The sequence below is a fragment of the Sphingomonas sp. ERG5 genome (assembly GCF_000803065.1).
Classification (GTDB): Bacteria; Pseudomonadota; Alphaproteobacteria; order Sphingomonadales; family Sphingomonadaceae; genus Sphingomonas.
Genome location: NZ_JSXI01000045.1, coordinates 104,072 through 118,871, shown reverse-complemented (window position 1 = coordinate 118,871; position 14,800 = coordinate 104,072). Strand labels below are relative to the sequence as shown.

Here is a 14,800-nt window from a genome sequence, read left to right as displayed (position 1 = left end):
ACCACCTATGCCGGATGCCATAGTCACTCTTCTTTCCGTTCGACTCGCCCGGAAACAAGAGCGCGCCGATCGCCCGACCGGCGCGTGCCATCAGAGTCGGGCGAAGCCCGTCCTGCGGCCAGCACACCGATGCGTGGATTGACCGCTTCAACTTTGAACCAGCTATTGTGAGCGTATGTTGAGATTTGTGCGTTTGTTGGCCGCTTCGGCCGCGTTGCTCGCCGCTCAGGCCGCCAGTGCGACGCTTCCGCGTTTTCCGGAAGCCTATGCCGGCCGGATCGTCTTTGTCGCCAACGGGAATCTCTGGAGCGTGCCGCGCGCGGGCGGTGCGGCACAGCAGCTTACCAACGGGCCCGGTCAGGACATGGTTCCCCATGCGTCACCGGATGGAAAATGGATTGCCTATACGCATACCGACAAGGGCGGATCCGACGTCTGGGTGATCCCGGCAACCGGCGGCGCGGCGCGTCAACTGACGTTCAGGCCTGCGGTCACACCCGGCACCGGGGGCCCGGCGGGCCCTGACAATATGGTGGTGACCTGGACGCCGGATTCCACCCGCATCGTCTATCTGACCCGGCGCAACCAGTGGAATCCGTGGATTCGCGACATGTATTCGGTGCCGGTCAAAGGCGGTGATACGACGGCAATGCCGATCGACAGCGCGGTCGGGCTGGCCAGCTTTGCGCCCGACGGCCGCACCATCGCGTATAATCGCATCTTTCAGAACTTCCGCAGCTGGAAGCGCTATAATGGGGGACTTGCCCAGCAGATCTTCACTTATGATCTCACGACGCGCCGGCTCGAGCAGATCACGCAATGGTCGGGCACCAACACGTCGCCGATGTGGTATGGTCGCAAGGTTTACTATCTCTCGGACCAGGACCAGCATCGCCGGGCCAATCTCTGGGTCTATGATCTTGATAGCCGCCAGAGACGGCAGATCACGCACTTCACGGACTATGACATCGACTTTCCCGCGCTCGGCGACGATGCCATCACGTTTCAGCAAGGCGGCAAGCTTCGTCTGCTCACCTTGCGCGACGAACGCCTTCACGAGATCGCGTTCACCCTGCCGCGCGACAATCCGCGCACGCATGTGCGGAGCGTCCCGGTAAAGGAGGCGATCCGCAGCCGTGATCCTGCGGACCAGATCAACTTCGCCCTGGCTCCCGCCGGCGACCGCGGCCTGTTCGCCGCACGCGGTGACATCTTCAGCGTCCCCGGCGACTCCGCCGCCAGTCGCAATGTCACCAGCACGGCCGGGGTCGACGAGGATCATCCGGCCTGGTCGCCCGACGGGCAGTGGATCGCCTATACGACCGATATTGGCGGCGGGCAGCAATTGGCCCTGCGGCCAGCCCTTGGCGGGCGCGAACGGGTGCTGACCCATTTCAAGACCGGCTATTTCTACAAGCCGGTCTTTTCGCCGGATGCCCGCCAACTGAGCTTCAGCGACGGCGAACATCGGCTGTGGCTGGTCGGCGCGAACGGGGCCGGATTACGCCAGGTCGCGCAGGACAAATATGAGGAAATCCACGACCAGGCTTTTTCACCCGATGGGCGCTGGCTCGCTTTCAGCATGACCGCCAATGGGCACCGGCGCGACATTTATCTGTTCGAACTCGCAACCGGGCGCCTCACGCGGATGGGCCCGGGCGGGAGCAGCGATGCCAATCCGGCCTGGTCGGCGGATGGCAAATATCTGTTCTTCACCTCCAGCCGGCACGAAAATCTCGCATCGTCGGATCAGGAATTCGACTTCGCGCTGCTTAAATCGACCGGCCTTTATGCGGTCCCGCTCACGAAAGAGACCCCCTCGCCGGTCGCACCGCGTCCCGCGGGAGAGGCGGGCGCGCAATCTCTGCCGCCCGGCAACGCCGAAGCGCCAATCCGGATCGATTTCGACGGACTGATGGACCGGGCCGTGGTGCTTCCGGTCGAGCCCGGCAACATTGCCCAGCTCGACGCGCGCGCGGGTCGGCTCTTCTATCTCACACAGCCAATTGCGTTGATGGACGGCACATTGCCGGGGGAGAGTTCCGCGCTGCGCGTCTACGCACTCGCATCAGGCCAGGACAGGGTGATAGCCCGGGACGTCGATGGCTATTCGCTCTCCGGCGATGGAGCCAGAATTCTCGTGCAACGCCACAAGGATTTCGAGATTCTCGACACCGCGGCCGAAGCCATCGGCACTCACAAACTCGATCTCGACGGATTGCGCCTCTCCGTCGATCCGAAGGCCGAATGGGCCGAGATGTTCGACAATGCCTGGCGTCTGGAACGCGACCTGTTTTTTTCGCCGGCGATCAATGGCGCGATCAATGGCGTGGACTGGCCGGCAGTGCGTGCGCGCTATGCGAAGCTGGTGCCGCTGCTCGGATCGCGTGACGATCTCAATTGGCTGATTGGCCAAATACAGGGTGAGCTGGGGAGTTCGCATTTGTATGTCGGGGGTGGAGACGATGGTGATCCGACACCATTGTTCCAGTCCGCCTTGCTCGGCGTCGACTGGTCACTCGACCCGGCCACCGGCCGCTACCGGCTTGCCAGAATATACCCCGGTGACAATACGCGCGCCGCCTATCGCAGTCCGCTTCACCAGCCCGCGCTCGATGTGAAAGCCGGCGATTATGTCCTCGCGATCAACGGCGTCGACCTCGCAGCGCCGGGCACGCCCGAAGCGCTGTTGCGGGTGCTCGCTGCGAGCAAGCCGGTCGAGCTGACCGTGGCGGCCAGCCCCGATGGCCCGCGCCGAAAGGTGCTGGTCGAACCGGTGAGGAGCGAACGCAGCCTGCGCGAGGCCGATTGGATCGCGCGCAACCGTGCGATCGTCGACCGGCTGTCGGGCGGGCGCGTCGCTTATGTCTATCTTTCCAATATGGGAGGGCTTGGCCTGCAGCAGTTCACGCGGCAATTCTACGCGCAACTCGACAAGCAGGCGTTGATCATCGACGACCGCTGGAATGGCGGGGGCTCGATCGCCAATTATGTGATCGAGCGCTTGCGGCGCACGCCCGCCAACCTGCGTACCAACCGCACCGGCGCGGTGTTCACGAATCCCGAGGATTTGATTGTCGGACCCAAAGTGGCGTTGCTCAACCACTGGTCGGCGTCGAATGGCGATCTCTTCCCCTATCTGTTCCGCCATTACGGCCTGGGGCCAGTGGTCGGAACGAGGCCATGGGGAGGCGTTCATGGCAATCGGGTCGACTGGCCGCTGATGGACGGCGGCACCATCAGTGTCCCCGAACGCGCCCCTTATGGCCTTGATGGCGGCTGGATCATCGAAAACCATGGGGTCGATCCCGATTTCGAGATCGAGAACGAGCCTTCCGACCTGCTCGCCGGCCATGACAAGCAACTCGAGAAAGCGGTCGAACTGATGCTCAAGGCGCTCACCGTCAAGCCAGTGACGCTGGCGTCACCGCCACAAGCGGTGCCCGCTTACCCCGCAGAAGGAATGGTCGAGCCGCAGCCTGAGCACCAGGTCCCACGGACGGACTAGGGTTCCGGGCTGTTCGCGTGCAGGAAGAAGGCCCGGGCCCACCGATCCAGTTGCGGGCGTTCATTGTCTCCGCTCTATTCGCCGGATGCAGACGCTAGAGAAGCTCCTGAGTAGATTCGCCAAAGGAACTGACGCTCGTTGGTGGATTGGAAAGAGACCGGACGCTCGTGACGGGCAGCTTGCGAAGATCATAGCCGGACAGGTCGGTTTACCGACATCGACCGATGATCCATTTGCGCGAGACGGAATGGTCCGTCTGGACAGGGCGAATGCGGCTCGGGTTCTTGCGGTGGCCGGTACGACGAGCTTAGCCTATACAGAAACATCGCCGCGAAGCGGAGCGCTTATGGAAGCAAAAAGCGCGCTCAATGACCTGCATGAGGACGCTACTTTCCTTAGCAACGGGCATTGGCAAGAGGGCGGCTCGCGGAGTTGGAATCCACTCACCACCGCGACATTTGACTGTGGCCTTATTGGTTTTGATGGCGAGCACGCCTTCATCTTCTGGATCGAGGAAGAAGATTGACGAAGCAAAGTCGAACTTGGCGGAAACCACCGCCGGCCTGCAAAGCCACGGTATTATATCGGGCCTGACCGGCACGGGTGCGGTGCTCAGCATTCCAGGAGATGTCACGGGAAACCGCCGACACTGGCCGCAGAGACAACTGGAGCGAGCTCTCGTTTGGTGAACGTCGAGCGCTTCGCACGGCAGGTCTTGCACGTGCGGAAATTTCGGGAACTGTCGATCTCACAGGCAACATTCAATTGTTCCGTGGAACTTCTGCAGGCTGGAAGGGCTCGCCCAGCGCTCAGGCAACGGCTGTCTCAGCGTCGACAGACCCCTACATAGCAACCATATTCGCCCTTGATGGTAGCTCCGCCAGTAGAGCTCAGTATCGTGATCCATATTGACTCAAGGAGTTCGACCTCTGTGGCTAGGGCTCGTTCGGCAGCTTCGAAGATGCAACGAAGGGACGACCGCGGATGAGGACGTGCTGCCTTCGGGCCTAGTACCATGTCCTCGTCATACCTATCGACCTGTTGGCAGGCGGAACAATCCGGCACCAAATATTGTGTCGCGCCCACGAGGGCCAAGATCCAACGCCGCATCGACGGTGATCGAACGCGCCTGATCGGGACGGTGATCCCGTGCGCAGGCATTGAGATGCATCAGCGCGCCGCCAACGCTCGCGGTGGCGAAAGAAGTTCCCGACATGACACGATATCCGCCGGGCACCGCGACCAATTGTGCAACACCGACGCCCGCCACGCTGACGGCGCTTCCTCGACTCGCATGAGCATAGATCGAAAACTGCTCATCGATCGCCGTGATCGCAAAACTGGCCTTGTGTGATGCCGGAAACGCGACCGGCGTGTTCGGGCCTCCATTGCCGACGGCGGCGACGACGCAAACGCCCCGTTGATACGCCACATCGAGTAACTGAGCGAGCAGCGCATTTTGGTTGCCGCCAAAGGCGAGCACCAGGACGGCGGGCCGTCGTTGAACGACAGCGTCCAATGCCTTGGCCAAATTACTGGTAACGCCGGTCGTGACGCCGCGGCCATCCTGTTTGAAGGCAGCCGCGTTGAAGAGCTGGGCGCCACGGGCAGAGCCGGTTACACCGCGCTGTCCGATCAGCAATGACGCGACAGCGGTACCGTGAATACCCGCATTGGCAGGGACGCCGAAGAACGATTGGTCGGCGCGTGTTGCCTTGAGCGGCTCGGCCGAAAAATCGATCGGCGTGTCGATCATGGCGATTTGTCCGCTGACGCTATCGGACGGGAGTCGCGCCGAAGCGAACCAGCCCGGTGCTGGCGCTGCCTTACTCTCGCTACGGCCCATCGTTTGATATATCGTGTTGGCGACAACCAATTGGACGGTATCGATCGCGCGCAGCCGCGCAGTTGCGGTTTCGGTGCTGTCACCGGGCCGCAACCTTACCACCGCCATCAAGCTGTCAAGCGACGCCAACGGCCAGGTTTCGGCAAGTCCGACCTGAGCGCGATCGGCGATACGGCGCGCCTCGGTTGCGTCCCCTTTTATCGTGATGATCAACTCGCCATTTACGGCCGCGTCCACCGGCTGATCGATTTGTTCTGACGCCTGCGGGCGGCGCTTCTTGCCAAGCGAGATCGATAATCCGATGCCGCCCAATCCAATGCCGCGCCTGGATTGCGGCTCCACCGGCTGTTGAGCTTGCCCATTCACCTGCGCAGATGCCGGACCGGCATCTGCGCCGATCAAGCAACCGATCGTCATGGCAAGAATTGGTGATGCCCTCATTGGGCTTTCCCGGCAAAAGACACCAAGTGCGATTGCCGTAAATGGTCGATCGTGGCGTCGAGCCTGGCGGGCGGCACTCCTTCCTTCAACCTGAGGCCAAGCATTCCAGCGCTGGGCGCAGCGACAACGCGAAGCTGCTCGCGCTCGAACAAATTGGCCAGATCATCCCAGCGCGTGGCCTGAGCCGGCCGGAGCAGAATTTGCGGCGCTACCTCCGCAACATCTTCGTCAGGTCCCGACAAGGTTTGATACTTCTGTTCGGCCGGCGGCCGGGCCATATACCCGATTATTCCGGTCTGGATCGCGATCAGTGCCATTGCGGCTATAGCGAAACCACGGTGCAGCCGAGGCGAACCGAGCCGAGAGAAAAAATCAGTGATACCGGAACGCCGCTTTGTCGATCGCACCGGCTCTGCCACCGGAGCGACCGGTGCTTCGGCGTCGATCCGCCCGAGTAATCGAGCCAACCGATCATCAGCGGCGGGCCGATCAGGTGGGGCCAGAGACGCTGCCCCAATGGCCAGCAAATCTCGTTCACGCCGAACGCGAGCCAATGCGTCGCGCAAATCGGAATTGCCGACAAGCGCTTGCTCGACGCGCAGCCGGTCGCCTTCTTCGAGCCCCCCGATCGCATAGAATGGAAGCAACTCCACGATATCCTGCAGGGAGTGAGGGCCAGTCATGATTGGTCGCCCATCATCGCCCGCAATGCCCGGCGCGCGTGAAACAGTCGCGTCTTGACCGTGCCTTCCGGACATTCAACGGTGGCGGCAATCTCGGACAAGGGCAGTTCCTCATAATAACAGAGCCACAATGCTTCGCGATGCTCAAGAGTCAGATGACTAAGCAACCGGCGAAGTTCATTGGCGTCGGATAATTTTTCAAGCGCTTGCTCCGGTGTATCGCTTTCATCGGAAAGTTGCGCCAAGGCATCATCTGCCGGTGTCTCGACGCCCGCGCGCGGTTGCTTACGCAGCCAGTCGATCACCTTGTTGCGAACAATGCGCCGCAACCATCCCTGCGGATGGCCATCGCCGGAATATTGCCCGGCCTTACGCCACACCTCGAAGAATGCCTCATCGACCATGTCCTCAGCGGCTTGGCCATGGCCGCCCATCAAGCCCGTTGCGAAGCGCAGCATGATCGGTTGTTGCTCGCAATAGAGCCGGGAAAAGGCGGCCTGGCTGCCTTGCGCGATCAACCGCAGCGTTTCACCCAAGTCTTCCACTATATTCGGAACGCCCCATACCCACCTGGAAGATGGTCTAGCTTGTCCGCGTCTTGGTGCAAGGTCGATGAAGGTGCGTGTTGATCGCGCATTACTGGTAGTCTCATCCGGGCCGGTCGTGTCATCTGGTTTTGGAATATTGAGTTATCGGGGGCCCAGAGCGTCGGTTACCACCTTGGGCAGCGGATGATTCCGCCGCATTTCGGTGTCCGACGGCGCGGAATGCGGGGCCGGGCCGCTTCGACCTGCCCTGCCTGATCGACCGCATCGCCGCGCGCCAGCATCGCCATTGAATTGACCCGTTGTGCGGCGGTCGCAGCGGCGAAGCCGTCTGGCGTGGCAGCCGCAGACGGCTCGGTCGGCTGGGCGGTGAAAGGTGTCTCGTCGCCGTCAAACGCGTCCGGGCCCGAGTCGACAGCGGTTCTGGCGTCTGCCTTGCACTTGATGGTGGGTATCCCGGCCGCTCTCGTCGCGACGAAATGACCTGGCTCGCCTTTGCTGGTCCTGCAGGCGTCGCCGACCTTCGCTGCGGAAGCGGGGGTCGCCGAAACGGCGATGACAGAGGCTGCCATAACCGCCATGATCTGAAATGCTTTCATTGCTCAGTTCTCCCAGGATCGATGCCCTTTGCATCGCGTTCCTGAATCCGAGACGGGAGGCCGCGCGCGACGGTTCAATCGCTGCGAATTATTTTTCGCGTGGCGCCACGTTTCGTGGTCCCTTTTGAGTGGGCCACGGCGGAACATAATGAGATTCACGGGACCACCGAGAGGCAGTTTGCCGCAGGTTTCTGCGGTTTTCTAGGAGTGTTCCCGTTATGGAGTGGTGCCGCTTACAGGACTCGAACCTGTGACCCCCGCATTACGAATGCGATGCTCTACCAACTGAGCTAAAGCGGCATACCGGCCGGGCCCGCAACGAGCCCCGGCAAGGTCGCGGCGGTTAGCAGGTCCTCCGGGGCCTGACAAGCGCCGCGCGCACCCCGGCCCCGACCGTCCGTTTAAAGCGCCCGCCGAAAGCAGCCGGGTGCGCAATCCCTTTACGCAACGTTTACCACACCCGGTGCACAACGGCCGGGTAATGGACGGTTGTTTGTCCGATGAGGGCCTTTGCGTAATGGATAATGTTCGCGGCTTCGACGAGGATCGGACCGGCACGGATGACGAAGCCGCCTATGCCGGCGGTGCCGAGCCCGCGCTCAATATCGGCAGCGATGAGCGCCGGATGCATGTCCGCGCCTATAATCACTGGGTGTCGCTGCTGCAGGGCCGCGCTTATCCCTCGATCGAGGATCTCGACCCCGCCAACATCGCCGATTTCGGCCCGCACAGCGTGCTGCTCGATTTCTCGCGCGGGATCGAGGACCCGACGATCGCCTTTCTCGGCAGTGCGCTGCGCGAGGAATGCGGTCTCGATTCGACCGTCACGCTGATCTCGCACGTGCCGAGCCGGTCGCTGCTTTCGCGCCTGACCGACCATTATCTGCAGATCATCGCCAACCGCGCGCCGATCGGCTTCGAAGCCGAATTTATCGCCACGCGCGGCCACAACACCATGTATCGCGGCATCCTCATGCCCTTCTCGTCCGATGAGGACACGATCGATTTCATCTATGGCGTGATCAACTGGAAAGAGCTGGTCGATGCCGAGACTCAGGCGAAGCTCGATGCCGAAGTCGCCGAATCGGTGCGCACCACGCCGCGCGCGCCGGCCGCGGCGCCGGTCTGGGCCGATGGCCCCAGTGCCGGGTTCGACGAGTCGAATCATGAGCCCGATCCGCAATCACGCCTTGTCGCCGATGACGGCGAGCCGGTGCTCGGCGCCAGCCTGTCCGATCAGCTGATGCTGGCGCAGCAGACCGCCGCCGCGGTCCGCGCCGCCGACACGCGCAGCCGCGCGACGCTTTATCGCGCGCTGGGCCGTGCGCATGACTTTGCCGCCTGCGCCGATGCCGATCCGGCCGGGTACCAGGCCCTGCTCGACCAGGCCGGAATCGCCGTGCAGCTGCGCGCGCCGATGACGCCGATCGTCAAGCTCGTGTTCGGGGCCGATTACGACAAGACACGCCTGACCGAATTCGCCACCGTCCTGTCACACGCCCGCCGCCAGGGCGTCGCGACAGGCGGGCTGGGCAATTTCCTCGACGGGTTCGACGGCGGGATCAAGGGCGTGGTCAAGGCCGAGCGCGCCCTGCGCCAGCCCGCGTCCAAGGCGCTGACCGATCCGGTGGCCATGCTGCGCAGCCGGCCGACGCTCGCCAGTGTGTCGATCGACACGCATGTCGCGACGGGCGACTATGTCGTGCTGCTGGCGCGCGCCGGCACCGGCCACACGCTCGATATCGTCGCCGCGATCGACGACGATACCCTTCTCACGCACCGCGCGATGCGCGCCGCGACGGACTGAGACCGCCCGTTATCGTTCACGGTTGGCGCGGAATCACCCTCCCCTGCTCGAGCTAAACCTGTCCAAGTCCCGTTCTTTGTAGCGGCGGAGGCAGCAGAAAAAGGGCGGTGCTTCGACAAGCTCAGCACGAACGGGGAAGGATGATTCCCGTAAGCCGATGGCGCTCTAGGATGCGGTGGACAGTTTCATCAGGACCAGCCCGCTGACGATCAGGAACGCGGCGGCGAGTCGCATGGCGCTGATCTGTTCGCCAAGGACGACGGCGCCGAGAATGAACGCGCCGACCGCGCCGATGCCGGTCCAGATCATGTAAGCGGTGCCAAGCGGCAGCGTCTTCATCGAGATCGAGAGCAAGGTGAAGCTCGCGATCATCGCCACCAGCGTGATGACCGACGGGCCAAGCCGGGTGAAGCCATGCGATTGCTTCATGAAGAAAGCCCAGACGACTTCCAGCAGCCCTGCAACACCCAAGAGAATCCAAGCCATGCGGCTTTCCTTTCGAAAAGCCGGGTCGTCCCGGACATTGACCCATTTTGGGGGAGGGCGTGGCCTCGCCGGACTGATTTAGGATCGGGCAGGCGCCGGATCAAGATCGTCGTCCCGTCGCCGGAAGAAGCGGATTTGGCGCATCATGCGATTGTGCACTGCCACAAGGCTTGAGGTCGAAACGCGACCGGCGCATAGCGGCCCGCATGGCCAAGACTATGCTGAAATCGCTGTCGGATGCGCTCGCCGTCCGGCTGACCAAAGGCGCGCTTCCGGGCGAATTGCAGGGGTTCGGCAAAGCCGAACGCGCGGAGGCCGCCATCTTCATGGCGGCAACCGCGGAAACCCGCGCCCCCGGCGTCCCCACCCTCGCGCTCGAGGCGATGGCCGGCACCGACCCGCGCCGCCGCATGCGACTGGCCATCGTCAATGACGATATGCCCTTTCTGGTCGATTCGATCGCCGCGACGATCGGCGCGCACAACATCGTCATCGACCGAATCATCCACCCCGTCGTCCAGGTGACGCGCGGCGCCGGCGGCGTCCTGGGCAAGGTCGGCGATGACGCCAGTGCCGGGGGCGCGCCCGAATCGATGATCTATATCGAGATGGAACGCGCCGATGCGCGTGAACGCCGCGACCTGCTCGCCGCGCTTGAACGCAATCTGCGCGACGTCCGCTCGGCGGTGGCCGACTGGCCCAAGCTGCAAGGCGCGCTGGGCGATGATATCGCGCGGCTCGGCCAAAGCGAGGGCGCGGCGCTGCTGCAATGGTTCCTGGGCGGCAACATGACCCTGCTTGGGCATGAAACCTGGCATGTCGACGGCAAATGCGATGCGCAGCTCGGCATCAGCCGTCACGCGCATGACGTGCCGATCCTCGCCGACGCATCGCGCCTGCTGGCGATCAAATGGTTCGAGAAGGGCGGAGAAGCCCCGCTGCTGCTCAAGTCCAACCTGATCTCGGGCGTGCATCGCCAGGTGCCGCTCGATCTGGTGCTGGTCCCGGTGATGACGGGCAAGAAGGTCACTGGCCTGTCGATCCATGCCGGACTGTGGACCAGCGCCGCGCTCGGCGCGCCGCCGCAGGAAGTGCCGGTGCTGCGCACACGGCTCGCCGCGCTGGAGGCCAAGTTCGGCTTCGACCCCAAGGGCCATACCGGCAAGGCGCTGACTCATGCGCTCGCCGCGCTGCCGCACGACCTGGTCACCGCGTTCGAGACCGAACAGCTCGAGGAACTCGCGCTCACCGCCATGTCGCTCGCCGACCGGCCGCGTCCCAAGCTGGTGCTGGTGCGCTCGACGCTTGGCCGCCATCTGTTCGCGTTCGTCTGGCTGCCGCGCGACGACCTCACCACGGCGCGGCGCGTCGCGATCGGCGAGATGCTGGCCGAGGCGGCCAATGCGCATTTGCTCAACTGGTCGATCGCGCTGGAGGATGGCGTTGTCGCGATGATGCGCTTCACGCTCGATTTGCGCGGCGAAGGGCAAATGCCCGACACCGCCCCGCTCGACGCCCGGCTCGGCCGCATGGTGCGCGGCTGGGTGCCGGCGATCGAAGCGGCGCTTTCGGACAGCGTCGAGCCGGCGCGTGCCGCGCGCATGGCGCTGCGCTACGCCAATTGCTTCCCGCAAGGCTATCGCGCCGCCAATCCGCCCGAAGAAGCGGCGCGCGACATTGTGCGCCTGTCGCGGCTGGAAACGCCCGACGACCGTTCGGTGCGGCTCTACCGCGACTCGGCCGGGCTGGCACGGCTCAAGATCTACCGCCTCGGCGGCGCACTCGCCTTGTCGGACGCGGTGCCGGTGCTGGAGAATTTCGGCTTCCGCGTGATCGAGGAAGTCCCGACCGCGCTGGCCGACGACGCCCAGGCCTTTGTCCATGAATTCCTGATTGAAGCAGGACGCGATGCATTCGGCGGCGATCCGGCGATCCTGGAAAACGCCATTGCCGCGGTGCTCGAAGCCAAGGCCGAGAATGACGCGTTCAACCGGCTGATCGTCGATGCCGGCATGGCGCCCGGCGCCGTGGTGCTGTTCCGCGCCTGGTTCCGTTACCTGCGCCAGGCAGGCCTCGGCTACGGCCTGATCACCGTGGTCGACGCGCTGCGCCGCGCGCCCAAGGTCGCCGCGTCGCTGATCGACCGGTTCAATGCCGCGCACGACCCCGCGCGCAGCGCCAAGGCCGCCGCCGCGATCGACGCCGCCGATGGCGCGATCGAGCGCGGGCTGGATGCCGTCTCGGCGATCGACGACGACCGCATCCTGCGCGCGCTGCACAGCGTCATCGCCGCCACGCTGCGCACCAACGCCTTCGCCCCCGCCGGGCAAATCGCGCTGGCGTTCAAGCTCGACAGCCATCTCGTCCCCGGCCTGCCCGCGCCGGTGCCGTGGCGCGAGATCTGGGTCTATAGCCCGCGCGTCGAGGGCATCCATCTGCGCGCCGGCCCGGTCGCGCGCGGTGGCTTGCGCTGGTCCGACCGGCGCGACGATTTCCGCACCGAGATTCTCGGGCTGATGAAGGCGCAGCGCGTCAAGAACGCGGTGATCGTGCCGACCGGCGCCAAGGGCGGCTTCTATCCCAAGCAATTGCCGCCAGCGTCGAACCGCGACGCCTGGCTCGCCGAAGGGACCGAAAGCTACCGCGTGTTCATCCGCTCGCTGCTGTCGATCACCGACAATATCGTCGAGAACAAGGTGGTCCATCCCCGGTCGGTGGTGATCCATGACGGCGAGGATCCCTATTTCGTCGTCGCCGCCGACAAGGGCACCGCGACGTTCAGCGATGTCGCCAATGCGATCGCGCTCGAGCATAATTTCTGGCTTGGCGACGCGTTCGCGAGCGGCGGCTCGGTCGGGTATGACCATAAGGCGATGGGCATCACCGCCAAGGGCGCCTGGCTGTCGGTGCAGCGCCACTTCGCCGAGCGCGGCGTCGATGTGCAGACCGAGTCGATCACCGTGGTCGGCTGCGGCGACATGTCGGGCGACGTGTTCGGCAACGGCATGTTGTTGTCGAAGACGCTGAAGATCCTGGCGGCGTTCGACCATCGCCACATCTTCCTCGATCCCGATCCCGATCCGGCGGCGAGCTGGGAAGAGCGCAACCGCATGTTCGCGCTGCCGCGGTCGAGCTGGGCGGATTACGACGCCAAGCTGATCTCCAAGGGCGGCGGCGTGTTCCCGCGCACCGACAAGACGATCAAGCTGTCGAAGCAGATTCGCACCGCGCTTGGCCTCGACATGACCGAGATCGAACCGACCGCGCTGATCTCCGAGATATTGAAGAGCCAGGTCGACCTGATCTGGTTCGGCGGTATCGGCACCTATGTGAAGGCGGCGGCGGAGAACAACATCCAGGTCGGCGACCCCGCCAATGACCGGTTGCGCGTCAATGCCGAGGATCTCCGCGCGACCGCGATCGGCGAAGGCGCCAATCTCGGCGTCACGCAGGCCGGGCGCATCGCCTTTGCCGCGCGCGGCGGGCGCATCAACACCGACTTCATCGACAATTCGGCCGGCGTCGATTGTTCGGATAATGAGGTCAACATCAAGATCGCGCTCAACCGCGAGATGATCGAGGGCCGCCTGGCCTATGAGAAGCGCAATGTGCTGCTCGCCAGCATGACCGACGATGTCGCGCATCTGGTGCTCGAGGATAACCGGCTGCAGACGCTGGCATTGTCAGTGATGGAGCATGACGGGCCGCAAGCGCTGCCCAGCTATGTCCGCGTGATCGAGATCTTCGAAGCCGATGGCCGGCTCGACCGCGTGGTCGAGGGGCTGGCGTCGAACGACGATCTGCTGCGCCGCGTGCAGGAACATCGCGGCCTGACCCGTCCCGAACTGGCCGTGCTGCTCGCGACCGCCAAGCTCGCGCTGCAGGACGCGATCGAACATGGCGAGCTCGGCAGCGATGCCGAACTCGCGCCCGATCTCCATGCCGCCTTCCCGGCCGCGATGCGCAAGAAGTTCGCCGCGGCGATCGACAGCCACCGCCTGCGCGGCGAGATCGTCGCGACCAAGCTCGCCAACCGCATCATCAATCGCATGGGCGTGCTCTATCCGTTCGAACTGGCCGAGGAAGAAGGTGCGGCGATGAGCGACATCGCGGCGATGTTCGTCGTCACCGAACGGCTGTTCGACCTGCCTGCCCTTTGGAAGGAGATCGAAACCGCGGCGATGCCCGAGATCGCGCGCATCGCGCTGTTCGACGAGGTCGCGGTGGCGACGCGGGCACAGATCGCCGACCTGTTGCGCATCACCATTCCCGGCACCGGGCCCGGCGAAGTGCTGGCGCGGATCGCCAAGGGCATCGGCCAGCTCGAAAAGCAGCACAAGGCGCTGCTGCGCGAGGAAGCCAATGCGCAAAGCGCGCGCATTTCCGGCCGCCTCGAAGAAGCCGGCGCGCCGAAGAAGCTGGTGCAGAAGGTGGTGCGGCTGTTCGAACTCGACGGCGCGGTCGGGCTTGCCGATCTCGGCAACCGGCTGAAGCTCGACGAGACCGTGCTGACCCAGGCCTTTACCCGGCTCGGCCAGGCGCTTGGCCTCGACTGGGCGCAGACCAATGCCGCGCGGATCAGCCCGAGCGACCCGTGGGAGCGATTGCTGATCGCGGGCCTGGCGCGCGACTTCCAGCAATTGCGGCTCGATTTCCTCAGCCGTGGCGGTGAAGCCAAGGCCGGGGGCGATCCCCAGGCACTGGTCGAAAGCTGGCTGACCGCCAATGCCCAGCGCGTGGCGCAGTTCAAGTCGGTGGTCGACCGCGCCCGCAACGCGCCCGCGCCGAATGCGGCGATGCTGGCGCAGATTGCGGGACAGGCGCGGGTATTGCTGGGACGGTAGCGGCTTAACTCCTCCCCGGCCCGGGGAGGAGTTCTTACCCT

General features: G+C 64.1%; 9 protein-coding genes and 1 tRNA gene. 5 read left to right on the top strand and 5 right to left on the bottom strand.

The window, feature by feature from the left end:
* The first annotated feature begins 196 nt into the window (after window positions 1-196).
* Together OO12_RS16015 and OO12_RS28635 are read left to right on the top strand one after the other, a co-directional pair.
* The gene (locus OO12_RS16015; RefSeq protein WP_160296827.1) at window positions 197-3,508 is read left to right on the top strand and encodes a S41 family peptidase; all 3,312 of its coding nucleotides are present in this window, start codon (window positions 197-199) and stop codon (window positions 3,506-3,508) included.
* 85 nt (window positions 3,509-3,593) lie between these two features.
* Window positions 3,594-4,034 carry a hypothetical protein gene (locus OO12_RS28635; RefSeq protein ID WP_034159699.1) on the top strand — a complete coding sequence of 147 codons (441 nt, stop codon included), beginning with the start codon at window positions 3,594-3,596 and terminating at the stop codon, window positions 4,032-4,034.
* A gap of 504 nt (window positions 4,035-4,538) precedes the next feature.
* Here OO12_RS28635 and OO12_RS16005 read toward each other — a convergent pair.
* On the bottom strand, window positions 4,539-5,756 hold the full coding sequence (locus OO12_RS16005) for a S8 family serine peptidase (protein WP_235364825.1): 1,218 nt from the start codon (window positions 5,754-5,756) through the stop codon (window positions 4,539-4,541).
* A gap of 80 nt (window positions 5,757-5,836) precedes the next feature.
* Between OO12_RS16005 and OO12_RS28110 the strand changes: the two genes are divergently transcribed.
* Complete coding sequence (locus OO12_RS28110; protein ID WP_152616472.1) at window positions 5,837-6,253, top strand: hypothetical protein; 417 nt, start codon at window positions 5,837-5,839, stop codon at window positions 6,251-6,253.
* 221 nt (window positions 6,254-6,474) lie between these two features.
* On the opposite strand, the gene OO12_RS15990 is transcribed toward OO12_RS28110, so the two are convergent.
* From OO12_RS15990 to OO12_RS15980, 3 genes are all read right to left on the bottom strand, one after another.
* Window positions 6,475-7,014, bottom strand: a complete 540-nt coding sequence (locus OO12_RS15990) for an RNA polymerase sigma factor (RefSeq protein ID WP_235364824.1) — start codon at window positions 7,012-7,014, stop codon at window positions 6,475-6,477.
* A 176-nt stretch (window positions 7,015-7,190) separates the two neighbouring features.
* Complete coding sequence (locus OO12_RS15985) at window positions 7,191-7,622, bottom strand: hypothetical protein (protein ID WP_034159695.1); 432 nt, start codon at window positions 7,620-7,622, stop codon at window positions 7,191-7,193.
* 224 nt (window positions 7,623-7,846) lie between these two features.
* Window positions 7,847-7,922: transfer RNA gene (locus OO12_RS15980), tRNA-Thr, on the bottom strand.
* A gap of 217 nt (window positions 7,923-8,139) precedes the next feature.
* On the opposite strand from OO12_RS15980, the gene OO12_RS15975 reads away from it, so the two are divergent.
* On the top strand, window positions 8,140-9,429 hold the full coding sequence (locus tag OO12_RS15975; protein WP_034159694.1) for a PAS domain-containing protein: 1,290 nt from the start codon (window positions 8,140-8,142) through the stop codon (window positions 9,427-9,429).
* Window positions 9,430-9,594: 165 nt separating this feature from the next.
* Here the strand turns inward: OO12_RS15975 and sugE are convergent, their stop codons facing one another.
* Entirely contained in the window at window positions 9,595-9,915 is a 321-nt protein-coding gene (gene sugE / locus OO12_RS15970; RefSeq protein ID WP_034159693.1) for a quaternary ammonium compound efflux SMR transporter SugE, read from the bottom strand.
* A gap of 206 nt (window positions 9,916-10,121) precedes the next feature.
* On the opposite strand from sugE, the gene OO12_RS15965 reads away from it, so the two are divergent.
* On the top strand, window positions 10,122-14,759 hold the full coding sequence (locus OO12_RS15965; protein WP_052215935.1) for an NAD-glutamate dehydrogenase: 4,638 nt from the start codon (window positions 10,122-10,124) through the stop codon (window positions 14,757-14,759).
* Window positions 14,760-14,800: the final 41 nt, after the last annotated feature.